The organism is Pseudomonas sp. AC532, from assembly GCF_979258965.1.
The window spans coordinates 1,768,231-1,789,729 of the sequence record NZ_OZ409888.1 but is presented as its reverse complement, the minus strand read 5'-3'; the positions used below and the strand labels follow the sequence as shown (position 1 = coordinate 1,789,729).

At 63.2% G+C, this 21,499-nt stretch carries 21 protein-coding genes; 7 read left to right on the top strand and 14 right to left on the bottom strand.

From position 1 onward, the window contains the following. Position 1: 1 nt before the first annotated feature. The 4 genes from cyoC to ACZ0AV_RS08535 all read left to right on the top strand — a co-directional run bounded on the left by cyoC (position 2) and on the right by ACZ0AV_RS08535 (position 2,512). Positions 2-625: a cytochrome o ubiquinol oxidase subunit III gene (cyoC, locus tag ACZ0AV_RS08550; protein ID WP_499150643.1), complete on the top strand. Its 624-nt coding sequence runs from the start codon at positions 2-4 to the stop codon at positions 623-625. Then, positions 625-957, top strand: coding sequence for a cytochrome o ubiquinol oxidase subunit IV (cyoD, locus tag ACZ0AV_RS08545; RefSeq protein ID WP_499150642.1), 333 nt, complete (start codon positions 625-627; stop codon positions 955-957). The genes cyoC and cyoD overlap by 1 nt, the downstream gene beginning before the upstream one ends. A gap of 10 nt (positions 958-967) precedes the next feature. Then, complete coding sequence (gene cyoE, locus ACZ0AV_RS08540) at positions 968-1,912, top strand: heme o synthase (RefSeq protein WP_499153331.1); 945 nt, start codon at positions 968-970, stop codon at positions 1,910-1,912. Between the two features lie 213 nt (positions 1,913-2,125). Then, the gene (locus tag ACZ0AV_RS08535) at positions 2,126-2,512 is read left to right on the top strand and encodes a 3-phosphoshikimate 1-carboxyvinyltransferase (RefSeq protein ID WP_499150641.1); all 387 of its coding nucleotides are present in this window, start codon (positions 2,126-2,128) and stop codon (positions 2,510-2,512) included. On the opposite strand, the gene ACZ0AV_RS08530 is transcribed toward ACZ0AV_RS08535, so the two are convergent. Further along, positions 2,499-3,437 carry a class I SAM-dependent methyltransferase gene (locus ACZ0AV_RS08530; RefSeq protein ID WP_499150640.1) on the bottom strand — a complete coding sequence of 313 codons (939 nt, stop codon included), beginning with the start codon at positions 3,435-3,437 and terminating at the stop codon, positions 2,499-2,501. The two genes, ACZ0AV_RS08535 and ACZ0AV_RS08530, sit on opposite strands and share 14 nt — an antisense overlap. 142 nt (positions 3,438-3,579) lie before the next feature. After that, positions 3,580-4,836 (bottom strand): OprD family porin, encoded by a 1,257-nt coding sequence (locus ACZ0AV_RS08525; protein WP_499150639.1) that lies wholly within the window; start codon positions 4,834-4,836, stop codon positions 3,580-3,582. Positions 4,837-5,385: 549 nt separating this feature from the next. On the opposite strand from ACZ0AV_RS08525, the gene ACZ0AV_RS08520 reads away from it, so the two are divergent. Further along, a complete protein-coding gene (locus tag ACZ0AV_RS08520; protein ID WP_499150638.1) occupies positions 5,386-5,742 on the top strand; it encodes a 5-carboxymethyl-2-hydroxymuconate Delta-isomerase in 357 nt (118 codons plus the stop codon). 32 nt (positions 5,743-5,774) lie between these two features. On the opposite strand, the gene gcvT is transcribed toward ACZ0AV_RS08520, so the two are convergent. The 5 genes from gcvT to ACZ0AV_RS08495 form a co-directional block, all read right to left on the bottom strand. After that, complete coding sequence (gene gcvT, locus ACZ0AV_RS08515) at positions 5,775-6,896, bottom strand: glycine cleavage system aminomethyltransferase GcvT (protein WP_499150637.1); 1,122 nt, start codon at positions 6,894-6,896, stop codon at positions 5,775-5,777. A 91-nt stretch (positions 6,897-6,987) separates the two neighbouring features. Then, positions 6,988-9,840 carry an aminomethyl-transferring glycine dehydrogenase gene (gene gcvP / locus ACZ0AV_RS08510; RefSeq protein WP_499150636.1) on the bottom strand — a complete coding sequence of 951 codons (2,853 nt, stop codon included), beginning with the start codon at positions 9,838-9,840 and terminating at the stop codon, positions 6,988-6,990. A gap of 9 nt (positions 9,841-9,849) precedes the next feature. Beyond that, on the bottom strand, positions 9,850-10,233 hold the full coding sequence (gcvH, locus tag ACZ0AV_RS08505) for a glycine cleavage system protein GcvH (protein WP_499150635.1): 384 nt from the start codon (positions 10,231-10,233) through the stop codon (positions 9,850-9,852). Between the two features lie 264 nt (positions 10,234-10,497). After that, positions 10,498-11,301 (bottom strand): SirB1 family protein, encoded by an 804-nt coding sequence (locus ACZ0AV_RS08500; RefSeq protein WP_499150634.1) that lies wholly within the window; start codon positions 11,299-11,301, stop codon positions 10,498-10,500. Positions 11,302-11,406: 105 nt separating this feature from the next. Continuing rightward, a complete protein-coding gene (locus tag ACZ0AV_RS08495; protein ID WP_499150633.1) occupies positions 11,407-11,670 on the bottom strand; it encodes a YebG family protein in 264 nt (87 codons plus the stop codon). Positions 11,671-11,955: 285 nt separating this feature from the next. Here ACZ0AV_RS08495 and ACZ0AV_RS08490 point away from each other — a divergent pair, with 285 nt between their 5' ends. After that, positions 11,956-12,429 carry a phosphate-starvation-inducible protein PsiE gene (locus ACZ0AV_RS08490; RefSeq protein ID WP_499150632.1) on the top strand — a complete coding sequence of 158 codons (474 nt, stop codon included), beginning with the start codon at positions 11,956-11,958 and terminating at the stop codon, positions 12,427-12,429. Positions 12,430-12,438: 9 nt separating this feature from the next. Here ACZ0AV_RS08490 and ACZ0AV_RS08485 read toward each other — a convergent pair whose 3' ends face one another. The 7 genes from ACZ0AV_RS08485 to yaaA all read right to left on the bottom strand — a co-directional run bounded on the left by ACZ0AV_RS08485 (position 12,439) and on the right by yaaA (position 19,643). Then, positions 12,439-15,072, bottom strand: a complete 2,634-nt coding sequence (locus tag ACZ0AV_RS08485) for a DEAD/DEAH box helicase (RefSeq protein ID WP_499150631.1) — start codon at positions 15,070-15,072, stop codon at positions 12,439-12,441. A gap of 111 nt (positions 15,073-15,183) precedes the next feature. Then, entirely contained in the window at positions 15,184-15,429 is a 246-nt protein-coding gene (locus ACZ0AV_RS08480) for a hypothetical protein (RefSeq protein WP_499150630.1), read from the bottom strand. A gap of 65 nt (positions 15,430-15,494) precedes the next feature. Next, positions 15,495-16,913 (bottom strand): GGDEF domain-containing protein, encoded by a 1,419-nt coding sequence (locus tag ACZ0AV_RS08475; RefSeq protein ID WP_499150629.1) that lies wholly within the window; start codon positions 16,911-16,913, stop codon positions 15,495-15,497. Between the two features lie 66 nt (positions 16,914-16,979). Beyond that, the gene (locus tag ACZ0AV_RS08470; protein WP_499150628.1) at positions 16,980-17,366 is read right to left on the bottom strand and encodes an ABZJ_00895 family protein; all 387 of its coding nucleotides are present in this window, start codon (positions 17,364-17,366) and stop codon (positions 16,980-16,982) included. Between the two features lie 57 nt (positions 17,367-17,423). After that, positions 17,424-18,254 (bottom strand): SDR family oxidoreductase, encoded by an 831-nt coding sequence (locus ACZ0AV_RS08465; RefSeq protein WP_499150627.1) that lies wholly within the window; start codon positions 18,252-18,254, stop codon positions 17,424-17,426. Between the two features lie 51 nt (positions 18,255-18,305). Beyond that, positions 18,306-18,770 (bottom strand): multidrug transporter, encoded by a 465-nt coding sequence (locus ACZ0AV_RS08460; RefSeq protein WP_499150626.1) that lies wholly within the window; start codon positions 18,768-18,770, stop codon positions 18,306-18,308. A gap of 93 nt (positions 18,771-18,863) precedes the next feature. After that, the gene (yaaA, locus tag ACZ0AV_RS08455; RefSeq protein ID WP_499150625.1) at positions 18,864-19,643 is read right to left on the bottom strand and encodes a peroxide stress protein YaaA; all 780 of its coding nucleotides are present in this window, start codon (positions 19,641-19,643) and stop codon (positions 18,864-18,866) included. A 419-nt stretch (positions 19,644-20,062) separates the two neighbouring features. Here yaaA and ACZ0AV_RS08450 point away from each other — a divergent pair, with 419 nt between their 5' ends. Then, positions 20,063-21,454 (top strand): PhoH family protein, encoded by a 1,392-nt coding sequence (locus tag ACZ0AV_RS08450; RefSeq protein WP_499150624.1) that lies wholly within the window; start codon positions 20,063-20,065, stop codon positions 21,452-21,454. Positions 21,455-21,499: the final 45 nt, after the last annotated feature.

Sequence of the window (21,499 nt, the reverse complement as noted above, 5' to 3'; positions counted from 1 at the left end):
CATGTCCAGTGAAGTTTTGAGCAACCACGCTGCTCATGCCGACGAGCATGAGCACGAGCATCACCACGACGCGGGTGAGATGAAGGTTTTCGGGTTCTGGATTTACCTGATGACCGACTGCATCCTGTTCGCGACCCTGTTTGCCGGTTACGCGGTGCTGAGCACCGCGTACGCTGGCGGTCCTACTCCAAAGGATCTGATCGACCTGAAACTGGTTCTGGTCGAAACATTCGCGCTGCTGTTCTCGAGCATCACCTACGGCATGGCCATGTTGGCCATGTACCGTGGCGACAAGGCCAAGGTGCTGGTCTGGCTGGCGGCGACCTTCCTGTTTGGTGCGGTGTTCCTATCGATCGAGCTGTACGAGTTCCAGCACCTGATCCACGAAGGTGCCGCTCCTCAGGTCAGTGCTTACTGGTCGGCGTTCTTCACCCTGGTCGGTACCCACGGTCTGCACGTCAGTGCCGGCCTGGTGTGGATGGCGGTGATGATGCACCAGGTCGCCAGCCGCGGCCTGACGCCTGTCACTCAAACCCGTCTGAGCTGTCTCAGCCTGTTCTGGCACTTCCTCGACGTCGTCTGGATCTGCGTGTTCACCGTTGTCTACCTGATGGGGGCTCTGTAATGGCTCATGATCACCACTCTGCCGCTGGCGCAAGCCATGGCAGCACCAAGGATTACGTCGTCGGCTTCGTGCTGTCGGTAATCCTCACCGTGATCCCGTTCGCGATCGTGATGAACCCCGTCATGTCGAAAGCGGCCACGTTGTTCACCATCGTCGCCTTCGCGGTCGTGCAGATCTACGTACACCTGGTGTACTTCCTGCACATGAACTCGTCGTCCGAGCAGCGCTGGAACACGGTTGCCTTCGCGTTCACCGTCCTGATCTCCATCATCGTCGTAGCGCTCTCGATCTGGATCATCTGGAGCATGCACTACTACATGATGGTCAACTAAAGAGAGCAGCCTGATGTTCAAGCAATACCTGCTCCTGACCAAGCCGGGCATCGTCTTTGGAAACATGATTTCCGTGGCCGGTGGCTTCTTCCTGGCTTCAAAGGGGGATATCGACCTGATGCTGTTCCTGGCAACAGCGTTCGGCGTCGCTCTGGTGATTGCTTCCGGTTGCGTGTTCAACAACTACATCGATAGGGACATCGATGAAAAAATGGAGCGGACCAAGAACAGGGTGCTGGTAAAAGGCCTGGTTCCGCCGACTCATGCCATTGTTTACGCCTGCATCCTCGGGATCGCAGGCGTTGCCTTGCTCTATAAAGCCACGAATCTGCTTGCAGTCGGCCTGGTCCTGATGGGCTTCGTCGTCTACGTCGGGCTGTACAGCCTGTACCTCAAGCGCAATTCGGTTTATGGAACGCTGGTTGGCAGTCTGTCGGGCGCCGCTCCGCCTGTTGTGGGCTATTGCGCTGTAAGCAACGAGTTCGACATGGGGGCAGCCATCCTGCTGCTGATCTTCAGCCTCTGGCAGATGCCCCACTCGTACGCTATTGCCATCTTTCGCTTCAATGACTACCAGGCAGCCAACATTCCGGTGTTGCCGGTGATCAAGGGCATTCCCGCTGCCAAGCGCAGCATCGTCCTGTACATCGCCGCTTTCCTGGTCGCCACGCTCATGCTGACCATCAGTGGTTACGCCGGTTACAGCTACTTCGTGGTAGCGGTGGTCAGCGGTGCCTACTGGTTGTGGATGGGCGTGTCGGGCTACAAGGCCGTCGACGACAAGGTCTGGGCACGCAAGCTGTTCGTGTTCTCCATCGTCACCATCACCGCGCTGAGCGTGATGATGTCGGTGGATTTCCAGGCTACGCCGAGCCAGATGCTGATGACCTCGGTCAACAGCATCTGCGGCGTCGACAACGTCAGTGGCTTCTGCGCGGCATTCGCCTCACGCTAAAGCCGCCGCGCGAATCGAACGGGCCCCGCCATCAACTGATGACGGGGCCCGTTTTCGTTTGGCAAGCGCTTGGCTACTACGCGTAAACTCCGCCTTCATACTTTTTGCGGGCCGTCATCGGCATTGCGCTGGTAGCCCGCCTCTGTTTTCAAACTGCCTGCCAGGGCTGGTATGGTGGCGCGCATCAAGTTGCCGCTATCCGGAGAAATAACCATGGATGAGCAGGATCCCTTCATCAGGGGCCTCAAGGAGCGTCTGCCCGACGACCTCAAGGAGTCGTTCAGCGCCGAACAGCTCGATGCACTGCAGGTGGCATTTGGCGCGCGCCAGTGGGGGCGACATCGCCTGGACCTGCGCGGCACCGTCAAGCTGTGGCGCTGGCGCTACTACTTCGTATTGCTGGCCGGGCGCAACAGGCGCGATCTCAGCCGCACCGAGCACGAGCTGTCGCTGACCGCCAAGGCACTGGGCGTAAGCGCGTTTCTGCTGGTGTCGCTGCTGCTTGGTCTGGTCTTTCTTTACCTGGTCAAGTCGGCGCTGGGCATCAACCTGTTTTCCGGGTTTTCCCTGGGCCTGTGGGACTGGTTCAAGGGCAGCTGAACAGCAGCGCCTTGAGACCGCCTTCGGGCTCTGAGTCCGGGAACTCCGGCGGATTGTCGAGGCGTTGTTCGAAGCGCAGTTGCGGGGCATGCTCGGCCATGCCGGCGGTCAGGAAATCACTGCCGATAGTGGGGTCGTTGACGCAAGCCAGCACGCGGCCCTGCAGGCTGAGCAACTCCGGAAGCCTGCGCAGGATCTTCTGATAGTCCTGGGTAAGCGCGAAGCTGCCTTTCTGGAAGGAGGGCGGGTCGATGATGATCAGGTCGTAGGGGCCGTGTCGTTTCACCTTGCCCCAGGACTTGAACAGCTCATGGCCGAGAAAGCTGACCCGACTCAGGTCGTGCTCATTGAGCCGGTGGTTGTCGCGCCCACGGCTCAACGCTGCCCTGGCCATGTCCAGATTGACCACATGCTCCGCGCCACCGGCGATTGCCGCAATCGAGAAGCCGCAGGTGTAGGCGAACAGGTTCAGCACTCGCTGCCCCCTGGCATTGTCACGCACCCAGCGCCGACCCAGGCGCATGTCGAGGAACAAACCGGTGTTCTGCTTGCGGCCCAGGTCGAGCAAAAAACGCAGGCTGTCTTCTTCGATGATCCATTGCTCCGGCAATTCCCCCACCAGGCACTGCATCGGGCTGTCGATCTGGTAGCGGTGCTGCAACAGCAGGCTGTGCGCCTGGCTGGCCTGCCAGGGTGCTGACTGGCTGACCTGCAGCAGCATCGCTTGCAGGGCGTCGAACTCATCTGCGGGCAGCTCCCTGAACAGGCACACCAGCACGATGCCTTGCAGCCAGTCGACCGTGATGTGTTCGAGCCCCTGCCAGCAGCGCCCGCGACCATGGAAGAGGCGGCGGGTCTGGGTCGGCGCATCGCTCAGGGCGCTGCTCAGGTGTTGGTTTAGAAAGGCGAGGTTGGCCGGGGTCATGGGCATTGTCGGTCGGCGGGGAGGGGCGGCAGTTTAAAGCAAAGCGCTCGGTTGCTCATGGCGATGGCGGGCATAAAAAAGCCCGTCACGAGGACGGGCCAAATATGCCATGACACTGGAGTTGTACGATGTAGTGTCGCGCTTACAGGATCGACAGCGGGTAGTTGAAGATCAGGCGGTTCTCGTCGAACTCGTTGCTGCTGTAGTCGCGGCGCAGGCTCGAGTTCCTCCAGCGAACGCTGAGGCTCTTGAAGGTGCCGCTCTGCACGACGTAAGCCAGCTCGGTTTCGCGGCCCCACTCCTTGCCGTCATTGGTGGTGGCGGTTTGCACATCGCTGCCACTGATGTAGCGGTTCATCAGGGTCAGGCCGGGGATGCCGGCCGCGGTGAAGTTGAAGTCGTGACGCACCTGCCAGGATCTTTCCTTGGCGTTGTCGTAGGCCGAGTTGTAGCTGTCGTTGGCCAGGGTGCCGCCGCTGGTGCCGTTGACGCGCATCCAGCCGGTGTCGCCGCTGACCTTCTGCAGGCCGACGTAGAAGGTGTTGCTGCCGTACTTGGCGGAAAACAGACCGGAGTAGGTCTTGTTGTCCAGCCGGCCGGCCCGCGCGGAACCCTCGTCTTCGCCCTGGAAGTAGCCGAGGTTGGCCCCCAGGGTCCAGTCGCCAATGGGCTGGCTGTGGGTCAGTTGCAGGTACTGCTGCTCGTAGACGTCCTTGAGCTCGGCGCCCCACAGGCCGACCATGGTGCGGTCGCCATTGAACTTGTACTCGCCACCGACGAAGTTGAAGCGATCGGAGTCGTTCGCCGAGCTGTTGCCATTGAGGAACATGTTTTCCATGCTGGCATTGTTGCGCTCGCTGTTCTGACGGAACTGGCCGCCGTACAGGGTCAGCCCGGCGACCTCGTTGGAGGTGATCTGCGCGCCCTGGAAGGTCTGCGGCAGCGAACGGCCGTCGTCGGCACGCAGGATCGGCAGCACCGGCATCCACTCGCCAACCTTGAGTTCGGTCTTGGAGACCTTGGCCTTGGCAGCCAGGGCCACGCGGCCAAAGTCGTCGGCCGGGCGGCCATCGTCATGGCGCGGCAGCAGGCCGGTGCCGTAGGTGCCGCCACCGCCATCGAGCTTGACCGAGAGCATGCCCAGGGCATCGACACCAAAGCCGACCACGCCCGGGGTGTAGCCGGAGCGCGCATCGAGGATGAAGCTCTGGGTCCACTCTTCGGCCTTGCTCTGGGCGTTTGCCGGGTTGGTGAAGTTGCGGTTGATGTAGAAGTTGCGCAGGTTCAGGGAAACCTTGGCATCTTCGACAAAGCCTTCTGCCTGTGCAGCGAAGGGCAGGGCGAGGGCCATTGTCCCCGCGCCGATGAGGCCCAGCGAGACGATCTTGCGTGCTGTCATTGTTGTTGTGCTCCCATTTTTTAACGAGCCTTCCTCTATCGACTGATGGGTCGACATGCCATGGGGAAGGCGTGAATAGCCCTGTGCAGGGCGACAGACCGGCGTGCGAGCACGCCAGTCCCTGCTTCAGGCCCTAGCCGTCGGCGAATAGGTGGCGCGCAGGAAACGAGATGAATGCGACTGGCCGGGCAGAAGAGCCCAGGCGACTGGATTGGGTGCGGAGAGAAAGACTGAGCGTGTCTTCATGATGCGACCTTTTTTGTTTTTATAGGCTTTGTTGTCATACAACATTTGTCGCGGATTATTTGCAGCTCGCAATCCGCTTGTCAACGCACCCAGACAAAATGTTTCAAGCGGTCCGATTAAAGGCGCGCATGGCGATCCCGTATTATGGGATAAGCCTAGTGGTTCGGGCGTTGCGGCGGAACATGCAGCTTCATTCTGGGACCTGCGCAGCGAGCTGCGTATACGACTTTGGGTGTACTGGCTGGAAGCGGTAATGTCGTGTGATAACGTATGACGATATCTTCAATGACATGAGACTGCTCGATGCCACATTGCCTGATCGAAGGTGCACGCACGCTTGAACACCACATTTGCGCCGATGAATTGGTGACCCTGGTGCACGGGACAGTCATGGACAGCGGCCTGTTCAAGGAAGGCGAGGTGAAGGTACGGCTCAGTCTCTATGACCACTACAGCGTGGGTGGCAGCCAGGCAGAGTTCGTCCACGTGATCATCTATCTGCTGGCAGGGCGCAGTGATGAAATGAAGAAAGCGCTGTCGATGGCAGTCGTGGGGGCGCTGGTAGAGCGCCTGCCGGCTGTCGAGAACGTGTCGATGGATGTTCGCGACATGCGTCGCGAAGCCTTCAGTAATCGGCGCCAGTATCTGGATAGCCGCTAATCCGGGCGGCGGGGGCCGCCCGGGGGAGATGCCTAGCCGCGGTGGTAACGCTGCGCCACGAATGGCGTTTTCGCGACTTTCATGGCGACGCGTTTGCCGCGCACCAGCGCCCATACGTCAGTGTCCGCGCCGGCATGGCTGCTCTGCAGGTAGCCCATGGCCAGCGGCGCACCCAGGCTTGGGCCGAAGCCGCCACTGCACACCTGACCGATGATCTCGCCATCGGCATTCACCAGCTCTGCCCCCTCGCGTACGGGCGTGCGCTCCTGCGGTAGCAGGCCAACGCGCTTGCGGGCAACGCCGTCGCGCTGGTGGGCGAAGATCCGCTCGGCGCCGGGAAAGCCGCCTGGCCGCGTACCATCGGCACGGCGCGCCTTGGAGATCGCCCACAGCAGGCTCGCCTCGACCGGCGTCGTGTCGGCGCTCATGTCGTGGCCATACAGGCACAAGCCGGCTTCCAGGCGTAGCGAATCGCGGGCGCCCAGGCCGATGGCCTGCACCTCCGGCTCGGCTAGCAGGCTGCGTGCCAGCGCTTCGGCGTGGGCGGCGGGAACGGAAATCTCGAAACCATCCTCACCGGTGTAGCCGGAGCGGCTGACGTAGCAATCGACACCGAGCAGACGCACGGCGCGAAATTGCATGAAGGTCATCTTCGCCATTTCCGGTGCCAGGCGAGTCAGCACGTCAACGGCCTTGGGGCCCTGCAGGGCAAGCAGGGCGCGCTCGAAGCGCGACTCGACCTGGCACTGGTTGGCGATGCGCTGTTGCAGGTGCATCAGGTCCTGGTGCTTGCAGGCTGCGTTGACGACCAGAAACAGCGTGTCATCGCCCAGGTTGGCGACCATCAGGTCATCGAGAATGCCGCCATTCTCATTGGTGAACATGGCATAACGCTGCATGCCGACCGGTAGGTCGAGGATATCCACCGGCACCAGGCTTTCGAGTGCCTGGGCGGCGCCTGCGCCGCGCAGAATGATCTGGCCCATGTGCGACACATCGAACAGGCCGGCGGCATCGCGGGTATGCAGGTGTTCCTTCATCACGCCGAGTGGGTACTGCACCGGCATCTCGTAGCCGGCGAACGGCACCATGCGCGCACCCAGTTCCAGGTGCAGGGCGTGAAGGGGTGTTTTCGCCAGAATGTCAGTGGTCATGGCGCTCTCCTGTATAGGCTTTGAGCGGCCCGCGCCAGCGCGCGGGCTTGGAGAAGGGGAAACTGCCGAACCGTTCGGCAGTCGGGCGTGATCAGGCGTCCTGATACGCTTCGATGGGCGGGCAGGCGCAGACCAGGTTGCGGTCGCCGAACACATTGTCGACCCGGCCGACAGGTGGCCAGTACTTGCCGTCGATCAGGCTGCGGGTCGGGAAGACCGCCTGTTCGCGGCTGTACGGGTGCGTCCAGTCGCCGACCAGTTCGGCAGCGGTGTGCGGGGCGTTCTTCAGCGGGTTGTCGTCGGCGCTCAGTTCGCCGCGTTCGACCGCGCGAATCTCCTCGCGAATGGCGATCATGGCATCGCAGAAGCGATCCAGTTCCTGCTTGGACTCGCTCTCGGTCGGCTCGATCATCAGCGTGCCGGCCACCGGGAAGGACATGGTCGGGGCGTGGAAGCCGAAGTCGATCAGGCGTTTGGCCACGTCGTCGACGCTGATGCCGCTGCTGTCCTTGAGCGGGCGCAGGTCAAGGATGCACTCGTGGGCCACCAGGCCGCCTTCACCGCTGTACAGCACCGGGTAGTGCTCTTCCAGGCGACGGGCGATGTAGTTGGCATTGAGGATGGCCATCTGCGACGCCAGCCGCAAGCCGGTACCGCCCATCATGCGAATGTACATCCAGGTGATCGGCAGGATGCTGGCGCTGCCGAACGGCGCTGCGCTGACCGCGCCTTCCTTGCGTTGCATGTGTGCGTGGCCGGGCAGGAACGGCGCCAGGTGGGATTTCACCCCGATCGGGCCGACCCCCGGGCCGCCACCGCCGTGGGGGATACAGAAGGTCTTGTGCAGATTGAGGTGCGAAACGTCGCCACCGAACTGGCCGGGCGCACAGAGGCCGACCATGGCATTCATGTTGGCGCCGTCGATGTACACCTGGCCGCCGTTGTCGTGAACGATGGCGCAGATCTCGCGGATGCCTTCCTCGAACACGCCATGGGTGGACGGGTAGGTGATCATGATCGCGGCCAGTTGGTCACGGTGCTGCTCGGCCTTGGCGCGCAGGTCGTCAATGTCGACGTTGCCGCGGGCATCACAGGCGGTGACCACCACGCGCATGCCGGCCATGTGCGCGGTGGCCGGGTTGGTACCGTGGGCCGACTGCGGGATCAGGCAGATGTCGCGCTTGTCGTCGCCACGGCTGTGGTGATAGGCGCGGATCGCCAGCAGGCCGGCATATTCACCCTGGGAGCCGGCATTGGGTTGCAGCGACACGGCGTCGTAGCCGGTGGCGGCGCAAAGCATGGCTTCCAGCTCGTCGGTCAGTTCCTGGTAGCCCGCGCTCTGTTCGGCCGGGGCGAAGGGGTGCAGGTTGCCGAACTCGGCCCAGGTGACCGGGATCATCTCGCTGGCGGCATTCAGTTTCATGGTGCAGGAGCCCAACGGGATCATGCTGCGATCCAGGGCCAGGTCCTTGTCGGCAAGCTTGCGCAGGTAGCGCATCAGCTCGGTTTCCGAGTGGTAGCGGTTGAACACCGGGTGCTCGAGGATCGCCGACTGGCGCAGTTGCGCGGCGGGCAGGCTGCTGTCGGCCCCGGCGGCCAGGGCGGCGAAGTCCGGCGCCGGCTTGCCATCCGCGAACAGCGACCAGAGCTGCTCGATATCCGCCTGGGTGGTGGTCTCGTCGAACGACAGGCCGAGGCGCTCGGCATCCACTTCACGCAGGTTGATGGCGGCTGCGCGGGCTTTTTCATGCAGGGCGGCGGTTTGCGCACCAGTGTGCAGGGTCAGGGTGTCGAAGAATGCCTGCTGCTCAACCGCAAGGCCGAGGCTCTGCACGCCGCGGGCGAAGATCAGGGTCAGTTGATGGACGCGCTGGGCGATCCGGGTGAGCCCCTGGGGGCCGTGGTAGACGGCGTACATGGCGGCGATGTTGGCCAGCAGTACCTGAGCGGTGCAGATGTTGCTGGTGGCCTTCTCGCGGCGGATGTGTTGTTCACGGGTCTGCATGGCCAGGCGCAGGGCCGGGTTGCCGAAGCGGTCCACCGAGAGGCCGACGAGTCGACCTGGCATGTCGCGCTTGAAGGCATCGCGGGTGGCGAAGTAGGCCGCGTGGGGGCCACCGAAACCCAGCGGCACGCCGAAGCGTTGCGCGCTGCCCAGGGCCACGTCGGCGCCGAACTCGCCCGGTGCTTGCAGCAGGGTCAGGGCCAGCAGGTCGGCAGCGACGGCGACCAGAGCGTTGGCAGCGTGGAAGCGTTCGACCACCTGGCGGTAATCGAAAATATCGCCATTGCTGGCCGGGTACTGCAGCAGCGCGCCGAAGAATGCGCTCGCGTCGTCGATGGCGGCTTCGTCACCGATCACCACTTCGATGCCCAGTGGCTCGGCGCGGGTGCGCAACACGTCGAGGGTCTGCGGGTGACAGTGCCGGGAGGCGAAGAAGGCGTTGGCGGCCTTGTTCTTCGACAGGCGCCTGCAAAAAGTCATGGCTTCGGCGGCGGCGGTGCCTTCATCGAGCAGCGAGGCGTTGGCGATCGGCAGCCCGGTGAGGTCACTGATCAGCGTCTGGAAGTTCAGCAGCGACTCCAGGCGACCCTGGGATATCTCTGGCTGGTAGGGCGTGTAGGCGGTGTACCAGGCCGGGTTCTCCAGCAGGTTGCGCAGGATCGGCGACGGCGTGTGGGTGCCGTAGTACCCCTGGCCGATGTAGTTGCGCAACAGCCTGTTCTTGCCAGCGATGGCCTTGATGGCGGCCAGGGCCTCGGCTTCGCTCTGGCCGTCGCCGGCCGGCAGCACGCTGGTGCCCTTGATGCTGCCCGGAATCACGCTGGCGGTCAGCGCGTCGAGGTCGCCGAAGCCCAGGGTTTCCAGCATGGCGGCGGTGTCTTGTTCACGCGGGCCGATATGCCGGGCGATGAATTCGTTGCGGGTGGTCAAGTCAGTCATGGGCTTCTCTCAAGCGTCGGCTTTGGCGTTGAGCAGGCGCTCGTAGGCGTCCTGGTCGAGCAGGTCGGCCAGGGCGCTGGCATCGGCAGGGCGGAAGCGGAAGAACCAGCCCTGGCCCAGCGGCTCGGCATTGACCAGCTCGGGGCTGGCTTCGAGATCGGGATTGACCTCTACCACCTCGCCGTCGATCGGCATACCGATATTGCTGGCGGCTTTCACGGATTCCAGCACGGCCACTTCATCACCAGCAGCGTAGGCCTGCAACTCGGGCAACTGCACGAACACCACGTCGCCCAGCGCGTCTTGAGCGTAGGCGGTGATCCCTACGGTGACCAGGCCATCGGCTTCCTGACGCAGCCATTCGTGTTCGACGGTAAAACGCATTTCGCTCATGGGGATCCCTTGTGGTCATTGTGCCCGGCATGCAGGCGCGGCTAATGAGCAGGCTGAATGCAAGGGTGATGCCATTTTATTATTATCTTATAAATCAATGACTTATATTTGCGCAGTGAAAATTATCAGGGCTCTTGTATCGATATCGATACGGAAGGCGACAGCGCCTACCGCACCCCCTCACTGTGCGGGCCTGTCGCTGTCAGGCTGGTGTGTGTCGTATTGAATACGCTGTATCGTAATCAATACGGTAGCGGGGACGCTTCAGTGCAGTGCCGTGGTTGCACTCAGCTGGCGCAGCCGATCGCCAAGGCGCAGGCGCAGACCGGCGTCTTCGCACAGCAGCAGGGCACGCTGGAGATCGAAGCGCGCCGCTTGTGGGCAATCGAGTCGCTGATAGATATCGGCGCGCACGAGGTGGTCAGCGACATTGGGAGGCGTCAGTAGCAGCACGCGCTCAGCATCTTTCAGCGCCGACAGGTAGTCGTCATCCTGCATGTGCAGGTGGCGCAGGTTGCGCGACAGGCGAACGATCATGCCACGCGCGTCACAGGCCTGCATGTGCTCGGCTCCGAGCTGGGCTTGCGGGCCGACATAGCGCAGGAGCATGTCGCGGCAATCACGCGGATACAGGCGCCGGCCGCCGCACGGGTCGAGAAGATGGTCGGCGCCCGGCACGCGCAACAGGAAGTACCCGGGGAAGTTGATGCCTTGCAAAGGGATGTCCAGCCGCCGTGCCAGCTCCAGGGCGATCAGCGCGATACTCAGCGGCTGGCCACGGCGTCGCTGCAATACACTGTGCAGCAATGCCGCGCGGGGGCGCATGGGGCTGTCGTCGTCTTCCTGGAAATGCAGGTCGTTAAGCCGCCGCAACAGCGGTTGCGCCAGTTCCTGCCGAGGCAGGCTGGGCAGGCCGGCATCGACCTGATGGCGCAGGCCATCGAGTTCATGCAGCACCTGCCTGGGCTGCAGCGTGCTGTCATGTTCGGTCGCGACCCATAATGCGGCTTCGAAAAGAGCCGGCTGTGCAGTACTCAGACAGGCAAGGCAGTGGTCGCGCGCGCTCATGGTCACCTCCCGGGGGTAACCTTGTTTTAACTGCGCGCGCGCCTGCCGTCTAGCGGTCGAGAGCGAGGAGATGTTGCCGGCGATGGGGCAGCCAACGCCTGGCGGTTACTGCGCCTCGGGCTCGCTGACCAGTTCGGCCAGCGCATCGGGTTGGTTCTTGAAGGCCCGGGCGAACACATCGCGATTACGCGCCATGTAGACGCCCAGTTCCTCTCCCTGCTCTTCACTGAGCGACGGCACGGCCTTGTGCAGCACTTCGCTGAGTCGCTCGGCGAGCTCCAGCATCTTGTCGTGACGGTCGGCTTCGGCTTTATCCATGAATAAACGCTCCGGATCGCGACTGCTGCGGTACACCACTTCGACGGCCATTCATCACCTCTACGCCTTCACGCTAATGGTTAAATATACTGTTCATGCATACAGCTTCGGCAAGCATAATCAACCCGGGTGCTTTTGAACAGGATAACCACGCTTTTCGGCCGGCGTGGCATCTTGTCACGTCTCTGGAGATTGGCCATACGTGTCTTTTCGGCGACGGCGCGCTTCTTTGTGGCCTCGCCGCCACGCGCATTGGTCCTGTTTCTGCATGGATTGTCATGCAGACGCACCATGCTGCTGCGCTTGGCCTGCATCAATCGGTAAAAGGGGAAGGGTATGAACTGGCTGGACAAGAGCCGTATGCAGATGCACAAGGGAGCGAATTCGGTTGGCAACCTGTTCGTCGAAGGCTTTCACTACCTGGGGCTGTTCGTCATCGGCGGGGCGACGGCGTGGGCGTCGGTCGCGGCCTTCCTGGGCATGCTGGAAAAAGGCAGTGCCAGCGTGGATGACATCCTCCTGCTGTTCATCTACCTGGAGCTGGGGGCGATGGTCGGGATCTACTTCAAGACCAACCATCTGCCGATCCGCTTTCTGCTGTACATCGCCATTACTGCGCTGACCCGCTACCTGATCGGCGACGTGTCCCATCACAAGGCACCGGATATCGGCCTGCTGTACCTGTGTGGCGGGATCTTCTTTCTGGCGCTGTCGGTGCTGGCGGTGCGCTTCGCGTCGTACCGGTTTCCGTCGAGCAAGGCCATCGACTCCTCGGGGGACGTGGTTGGCGACAACTACAGCGAGAAATGACCTCGCTGCTCAGTCACTCAGCGGGGCGAACAGCGCCTGCAGGTCGTCTTCGCTGAGTTGCCACTGGGCCTGGCTGCCGCCTTCTTCCAGCAGGCCGCGGGCCAGGCTTGCCTTGGCCTGTTGCAATTGCTGAATCTTCTCTTCCACGCTGCCGCGGGCGATCAGTTTGTAGACGAACACCGGTTTGTCCTGGCCGATGCGATAGGCACGGTCACTGGCCTGGGCTTCTGCGGCCGGATTCCACCAGGGATCGAAATGAATCACGGTGTCGGCTGCCGTCAGGTTGAGCCCCGCGCCGCCTGCCTTGAGGCTGATCAGAAACACCGAAAAATGCCCCGCCTGAAACTGCTCCACCGGGGTGCGTCGGTCGCGGGTGCTGCCAGTCAGCTTGGCGTAGGCAATACCGCGTGCCAGCAGTTCGCCTTCGATCAGCGCCAGCATCGAGGTGAACTGCGAGAACAGCAGCACCCGGCGGCCTTCGCCGATCAGTGCCTCGAGCATGTCCAGCAGGCTGCTGAGTTTTCCGGAGTCGCTACTGGTCAGGTCTTCGCTGGCATCGTTGAGCAGCCGTAGATCGCAGCACACCTGGCGCAGGCGCAGCAGTGCCTCGAGAATCACGATCTGGCTGCGTGCCAGGCCCTGGCGGGTAATTTCCTCGCGCACCTTGCGGTCCATGGCCAGGCGCAGGATTTCATAGCGGTCGCGCTGCGCAGGTGTCAGCTCCACCCACTGGATGATCTCCGTCTTGGGCGGGAGCTCGCGGGCTACCTGTTCCTTCTTGCGGCGCAGCACGAACGGCTTGATGCGCCCGCGCAGGTGCGCCAGGCGCTGCTCGTTGCCGTGCTTTTCGATGGGGGTGCGGTAGTCGCGGGTGAAGGCCTTGCTGTCGCCGAGCCAGCCTGGCATCAGGAAGTTGAACAGCGACCACAGCTCTCCCAGGTGATTCTCCAGCGGCGTGCCGCTCAGGCACAGGCGCTGGCCGGCGATGATTTGCCCGGCGGCCATGGCGGCCTTGCTGCGGGGGTTCTTGATGCTCTGCGCTTCGTCGAGAATCAGCGCGTGAAATCGCTGCGCGGTCAGTGCCTTCAAGTCACGCGGCAACAAGGCATAGGTGGTGAGCACGATGTCGTGCTCGCCGATGAGCTTGAACAGGCTGCGTCGCTTGCTGCCATGCAGGGCCAGTACCCTGAGCGTCGGCGCGAAGCGGGCGGCTTCATCCTGCCAGTTGGGAATCAGGCTGGTGGGCATGACGATCAGTGCGGGTTGCTGCAGGCGGCCGTGCTGTTGTTCCAGAAGCAGGTGCGCCAGGGTCTGCAGGGTCTTGCCAAGGCCCATGTCGTCAGCGAGCACGCCACCCACCTGCAGTTCGCGCAGCGCCTGCATCCAGCCCAGGCCCTGGAGCTGGTAGGGGCGCAGTTGCGCTGCCAGGTCGTGCGGCGCGGTGACGGTTTGCAACGTGGTGTGCTGCAGCCGCTCGGCAAAGTCGCGCAGCTCGGCACCGCCCTGCCAGTTTAGCGCGGGGCCCTGCTGCAGGGCATTGAGGCGCGTGGCGTCGGCGCGCGGCAGACGAACGCGGGTGCCAATCTCGTCACCGTCGCCAATGAATAGCTCACCCAGCGCCGCCAGCAGCGGCCTCAGCCGTGCATAGGGCAGTGCCACTCGGCGCTGGCTGTGGGGCAGCGTGACCAGCAGCATCTCTTCATCCTGCCGCTGGGCGAGGGCTTCACCGGAAAGCAGCCAGGGCGTACGGCGAATGGCCTGCAGCAAGATCGGCAGCAGGCTGATGCGCTGCCCCTCTACCTCGATACCCAGCTCCAGATCAAACCAGCCGTGCTCGGGTACGTCCTCGACATCGGCGTACCAGTCGTCGATGTGCGCCAGGTTGTAATGGAAATCCGGCTGGATCTCGATACGCCAGCCCTCGTCGAGCAGGGCCGGAACCTGCCGCTGCATGAATGCCAGCCAGGCGGCATCGCCGAGCAGTTCGAAATGCTCGCCGGGGTGCTGGGCCAATGCCTCGCTCTGTCGCAGGGCGGTGCGCAGGCCACCGTCTTCGAGGCGTTTGCGCAGTTCGCCTTCGCGGGCAGCGTCGCGCACGATGCGCAACTGGCGGGCGGGCCCAAGGCGCACCAGCAGGTCCTTGGCTTGCTTGCCCACGGCGCTATGGCCCTGATAGTCGAAGGCCAGGGCCGCACGGTGCTGCGTCTGTTCCTGCATGCGGCCCTTGCGGGCATCGAAATGCACGCGCACATGGCTGCCGAGGGTCAACACGGGGAGCGGCGGCACGTCATCGAGACGGGTTTCTTCCAGGGGCTTTTCGCTCACGATCAGCGAACCGAGGTCGTCGCCGTTGCGCTGGCGCGCCTCCAGGGTAAGCAGGGCGGCGGCGACATGCTTGCAGTTGAAGCCGACCGGGCAACTGCAGTGGCCGGTGACCCCCCAGCCCTGGCCGTAGGGGTGCAACGTGATGCGCTGTTGGTAGGGGCGTTCGCCGCTGCCCAGGCAACTGGCGAGCAGCGACAGGTCCTTGAGGCTGAGCAGGCGGCTGAGCCCGCGGGTCGCGTAGTCCTGGCCCCTGCGCAGCGCGCCGTCATCGAAGTCGCCGCGCCAGTCGGCCTGCTTCAGGTGCAGGATATCTGGCATCAGGCGGGCTCTCTGGAGTCAACGGCGCGGTTTGGCATGGCGAGACGGAAACGATGGCAAGCCGCCGATGGTCTCACAGCTCAGCCGTGATTGGCAGCACTGGGCCGACCGTCAAGCCGCCTGTCGATCCGTTTCCGTCTTGATCGCGCCGCGGATGTTCATGGCCCCCAGGCACAGTTGCAGCACGATCAGTGCATACGCGTGGCTGTGCAACCCCCAGACGATCCACAGCAGGTTGCTGACCATGAACACCCAGAAACCCAGGTTGCGACGTCGCCGCTGCTTGGAGGCGACCAACCAGGCTGCCGCGACGGTGATGAGCATGGCCGGCCATTGCAGCCAATCGATGTACTCCATGATGACGCCCGTTTACCGAGAATGACATCAGGTGCGACTTGTCCGGGCCGCGGGCGTTCGACCTTTCAGACCGGCTCGCACTCGCGCTGTGCCTTGTCGGCGTACATCTCGGCGTCGGCCATGCGCAACAGCTCGCTGGCGGTTTCGCCGTCCTGTGGGGCAATGGCGATACCGACGCTGATGCCGATCTGCAGAGTTTGCTGGTTGAAGGTGATGGGTTCGCCCAGCGCATCTTCGATGCGCTGCCCGAAACGTATCGCCGCGGCGCGGTCGAGGCCCGGCAGCAGTACGGCGAATTCGTCGCCGCCCAGCCGCGCCGGTATGTCGATGCGCCTGAGCAGGCCGCGCAGGCGTTCGGCGCTGACCTTGAGCACTTCATCGCCGGCGGCGTGACCGTAGCGGTCATTGATCAGCTTGAATTGATCGAGATCGATCATCATCAGCGCGAACGGCGTGCTGCGGCCTTTGTCACTCAGCGCATTGGCAACGCTGCGGTCGAACAGCCGGCGATTGGGCAGCTCGGTCAGCGAGTCCAGATGGGCCAGGGTGTTGAGCGGGCGCAACAGATGGCGGCTGATCAGCAGGATGACCAGCGCCGAGAGCAGCAGGCTGGCGAGCAGCAGATAAAACTGCAGGTTCTCGATGCGCTGGTACGCGGCCATGCTCTGGCCCAGGGATTTGCCCATGATCAACAGCACCTCGCTGGCACCCTGAGCATTGACACGAGTGAGCGATACCGAGCGCATCCGGTAGTCGCCACGCTCGTCCTGCAGCGTCCAGGTGGCGCCAGCGGTCAGTGCTGCCGGATTGCCGAGCAGTCGATCAAAGGTGCTGCTCAGGGTATTGCCATGCAGTTGCCAGGCGCCGTTCTCACCCCGCGAAAGCAGTACGAATTCGGTGTCGGTGACTTGCTTCAGCTCTTCGGCCAACGCATCGTCGATCGCAAAACCCAGGGTCAGTTCGGCTTGGGGCGTCGGCATGTTCACCACGCTGTGGACCAACTGATAGAGCATGCCGGCCTGGGTGCGCAGCATGGCGATGGGCATCTGGCCGTCGACGCTGCCGGACAGCGCTGCGGCCTTGAGCAGCGGGGCGAGATCCGCCTGCTGCAGCTCGCGGGGCACGCTGGCGATCAATTGACGATCAAGGGTATTGAGCACGGCGATGTCGGCCTGCAGGCGACTACCGTGGTTCTGCAGCATCGACTCGATGGTCGCCCGTTCACCGACGGCGATGGCTTCCTTGAGGCCATAATCGGCGGCCAGTACGGCAGCGCCCTGAGTGAGCTGGCGCTGGCGCAGCTCGAGCAGTTGGTCGACCACTTGGGCGGTGGTCTCCAGCTGGGTGCTGACGGTGTCTTCGACGATGGTGCGGTTGCTGCGCACGCTGACCAGGTAGATGACCACCTGGACCGTCAATAGCGCAGCGAACAGCGCCAGAATGATGCGCCGCTCCTGAGTCTTGATATGCCGGCTGGTTCTCATCTACTACCCGATCAGGTTTATTTGCTATCGAGTGTAGAGCGGCGATTTGCCTGCAAGTGCCGCAGCTCATGGCATTCGCTTGAAGATTCGCTCCGAAAACAGCAGTTGGGCGAGCAGCGGGTAGCTCAGATAATGCAGGGCGAATATCACCACGCCCATCGGGCTTGGCTCGTCCTGCAGGGTCATCATGGTCAGCAGGCCGGCATACAAAACGGCCAGCATGCCGCTGTACAGCCATACCAGCCGGCGGCGTTCACCGCGGGTGGGCGGGCGGCGCTGCTGCCAGGCGAACAGCAGGGCCATCAGCGCCGCGACGCTGGCGGCGATCACCAGCGTGGCCAGTACTCCGCCAAGTTTGACGAAGCTGCGCAGCAGCACGTTGATCAGTACGGCGGCCACCACGCCGACGACGGCGTAGCGGGTCATGGCGACGGACAGTGGAGATGCGGGCATGGCGGCACGGCTCAGTGCGTGAAGGGGAACAGGGAGTTTCGTCGCTGATGCCGGCTTCTACAAGCTGCGATCAAGGCCGAAGCGGCGGCTCAGCACGCGGTCCAGCAGCGCGCCGGGCACCAGTGCGGCGAGCAACGGCAGCGCACGGCTGCCGTTGCCGAGGCGCACTACACGCGGGCGCTTGCCGCTGGCGACGGCGGCGAACACGTTGCGTGCGACGTGGCTGGCCGGCGTCGGGTTGTCCTGGGAGGCCATCGCGCGGGCGCGAATGCCATCGCGCATCGGCCACCAGGGCGAGTGCTCGCCGATCAGTTGCTCGGCCTGGCGACTGGCGTGGGTGCCGAAGCTCGACTCGATGGCGCCAGGCTGCACCTCCAGTACGCCGATACCGAACGGCGCGAGTTCCAGTCGCAAGGCATCGCTGAGCGCGTGCACCGCGGCTTTCGAGGCGCAGTAGGCGCCCGCGAACGGGGTGACCAGCACCGCCGACACGCTGCCGATATTCACCACCAGGCCCTTGTTCTGGCGCAGCAGCGGAAACAGCGCACGCGTGACGCTGACGATCGAGAACACGTTGGTCTCGAACTGCCGGCGCATGGCCGCTGCGCCGCCATCGAGCAGCGGCCCCATGGCGCCGTAGCCGGCGTTGTTGATCAGCACGTCCAGTCCGCCGATCCGGCCCTTGAGGGTGGCGGCCAGCCGTTCGACCGCGGCGCCGTCATTGACATCCAGCAGCACGGCGTTGAAGCCGGCCGCGCTGAGGCGCGCCAGGTCGTCTTCGTTGCGGGCGCTGGCCCAGACCTGATAACCGTGTTGCAGAAAGGTGTCGGCCAGTGCCCGGCCAATGCCACTGGAGCAGCCGGTGATGAGAACCGTGGGTTGGCTCATGCGGGAATCCTTGTGGTTGTTATTGTCAGGAGCATGGCGGTTGCGTCTGTGTCAGCGGCTGAACGTGCCCTGCAGCTGTTCGGCACGAAACTCCAGCGTGCTGGCGCGGTAACCGCTACGCAGCGTAGGCAGCGGCAGGCAGGTTTGCCAGTCGGCGCCGGGCAGCAGCTCGCCCGGCCCGCTGTAGCGCGGCGTTTCGTAGAGGCGCTGTGCCAGGTTGACGCTGTCGCCCGGCCGGTAGGCGGTTATCTGCCAGCGCAGCTCCAGCAGCGCCGCCTCGCTGCCATTGTGCAGGTGCAGGTTGAGCGGGCGGTCCGCCGGGCAGCTTTCGGGCGCATGGGTAAGGCGCAGTTCGAGATGGGCCAGGTGGCGCGTCTCACGGCTTTCCTGCCACAGCACCCAGCTCGCCACCATCCCCAGGCCCACCAGTGCGGCGAGGGAAATGGGCAGGGCCTTGGCGGGGTAGCGGATCAGCAGGATGAACCAGCTGAGCACCAGAATTGCACCGAAAATCATCGCTGAACCTTGTGCGTTGAGTGTTCGCCAATCCTACACAAGCGCGGGTGGCGCGGCATCCAGGCAGCGATTGGCGGATGTTTCGGCGGTCGATCAGTCCGCCGCGCTGTCACGCAGAAACACCAGTTTGTCGGCGCTGGAGTCCTTGGCCGAGAAGCGGTAGCCCTGGTCGTTGAAATCCTTGAGGTCTTGCGGGTTTTTCAGGCGCTCCCGGATCACATGGCGGGCCATCAGGCCGCGGGCTTTCTTGGCGTAGAAACTGATGATCTTGTACTGGCCGTTCTTCAGGTCCTTGAACTCGGTATCGATGATGCGCGCCTTGAGCACCTTGCGCTTGACGGCACCGAAGTATTCGTTGGAGGCCAGGTTGAGCAGTACGTCGTCGCCCTGGGCCTGCAGCGCCTGGTTCAGCCAGTCGCTGATGTGTTCGCCCCAGAACGCGTAAAGGTCCTTGCCGCGGGCGTTGGCCAGCTTGGTGCCCATTTCCAGGCGGTAGGGCATCATCAGATCCAGCGGGCGCAGCAGGCCATAGAGCCCGGAGAGCATGCGCAGGTGCTGCTGGGCGAAGTCGAAATCCGCCTCCTGGAAGCTCTCGGCATCCAGGCCTGTGTACACGTCGCCCTTGAAGGCCAGCAGCGCCTGTTTGGCGTTGTGCCGGTCGAAGGCTGGCGTCCAGCTGCCGAAGCGCGCGGCGTTGAGACCGGCGAGTTTGTCGGAGAGGTGCATCAGCTCGGCGATCTGCGCCGGCAAAAAATCACGCAGTTGGGCGACCAGCTCCTGGGCATGATCGAGAAACTCGGGTTGGGTGAAGCGTGACGTCACCGGCGCGGTGTCGTAATCGAGGGTCTTGGCGGGTGAAATCACCATCAGCATGCGTCGTCTCCTTCAGCGAAGCGCCGATTCTAGCCGATTCGATGGCCGCAGCAGTGAGCAGCAGCGAACTGAGGAGAGGATTCGCCAAGTAAGGCGATGCAGAGGAACTTAGGACTTTAGCGGCGCGCTGCCCGGGCGCCAAGCGTCATTCGTCACACCGAAAAATAAACTTCAAAAATCTGAAAAGATCGTTTTCCTGTCACATCTTTTGGAGTATCAACGAGCTGTGGTGTGCAGCGAGCCGATCATGAGGATCGGCCGCTGCAGGCCGCCTTGAAAGACCGCCGAACCCTGCAGACAGGTGGCGGCCCTCGGCCCTCATCCGTGTGCACCTTTCCGTTCAAGCGGAGAGTCGGTGGCCCTGTGTGGCGGAGCGCCGTTTGGCATTCCGTCGCTGGATCCGACAAGAGGTGACGAGTATGGATGACCACGGACGCATCAAGCCCACCGCCCCAACCCTGTACGCCCTCGACACCAATGTCCTGATTCACGATCCCAACGCGCTGCTCAACTTCCAGGAACACCACGTTGCCATTCCGATGACGGTGCTGGAGGAACTCGACAAGCTGAAGACCGGCAAGCAGGGCGTCGCCGCCGAATGCCGACAGGCGATCCGCCTGATCGACAAGATCCTCGACGGCGCCAGCCCCGAGGAAGTCGAGCACGGGGTGCCGATCCAGCGTGGCAAGGGAGATCCTAGCGGTTTCCTGTCGATTCTCATGAGCAAGAGCGCGGCGCCGGTGACCTGGCTGCCGGAAGACCTCAACGACAACAAGATCATCAACCAGCTGGTGGAGCTGAAATCACGCCGGCCGGGCACGTCCGTGGTGCTGGTGACCAAGGACATCAACATGCGCCTGAAGGCCCGTGGCTGCGGGCTGGATTCCGAGGATTACCACACCGACCAACTGGTCGACGACATCTCGCTGTTGTCCAAGGGTTACCACAACGTCGAAGGCGCCTTCTGGGATCGTGTCGCCACGGTCGATACCCGTCAGGGGCATGGTCGCACCTGGCATCGTGTGCAGTTGAGCGAGGAACTCCCGGGGGTGAACGTCAACGAATTCATCATCGACGAGCAGGGTTTCGTCGGCTGGGTAAAGGAGGCCGAGGCCGGCGAGCTGCTGATTCTCGATCTGCACCAGGAGCCGCTGCTGCACCAGGAGGCGTGGGGCCTCAAACCGCGCGACATCTATCAGGCGCTGGCGCTCTACGCATTGCTCGACCCCGACATCCACCTGGTTAACCTGACCGGTGCCGCCGGCTCCGGCAAGACCATTCTCGCGCTGGCCGCGGCCATCGAGCAGACCATGGTCAGCAAGCGCTACCGGCGTATCATCGCCACCCGGTCCGTGCAGGGGCTCGACCAGGAAATCGGCTTCCTGCCCGGCACCGAGGCCGAGAAGATGGAACCCTGGCTGGGCGCCATCACCGACAACCTCGAAGCCCTGCACATGGACGACGAGAACACCCACGGCAGTGTCGACTACATCCTGCAGAAGGTGCCGCTGCAGTTCAAATCGCTGAACTACATCCGTGGCCGCAGTTTCCAGCAGAGCCTGATTCTCATCGATGAATGCCAGAACCTCACGCCGCATCAGATGAAAACCATCATCACCCGCGCCGGTAGCGGCTCCAAGGTCATCTGCCTGGGCAACCTGGCGCAGATCGACACGCCCTACCTGTCGGCACCCAGCTCCGGCCTGACGTACCTCACCGAACGCTTCAAGGGCTTCGAACACGGCGTGCACATCACACTGCAGGGCGTACCGCGCTCGATACTCGCCGAGTACGCGGAAAGCCACATGTAAACCGCTGGCCCGGGGCCGCCGAGCGGTTCCGGGTGTTTTTCCGGG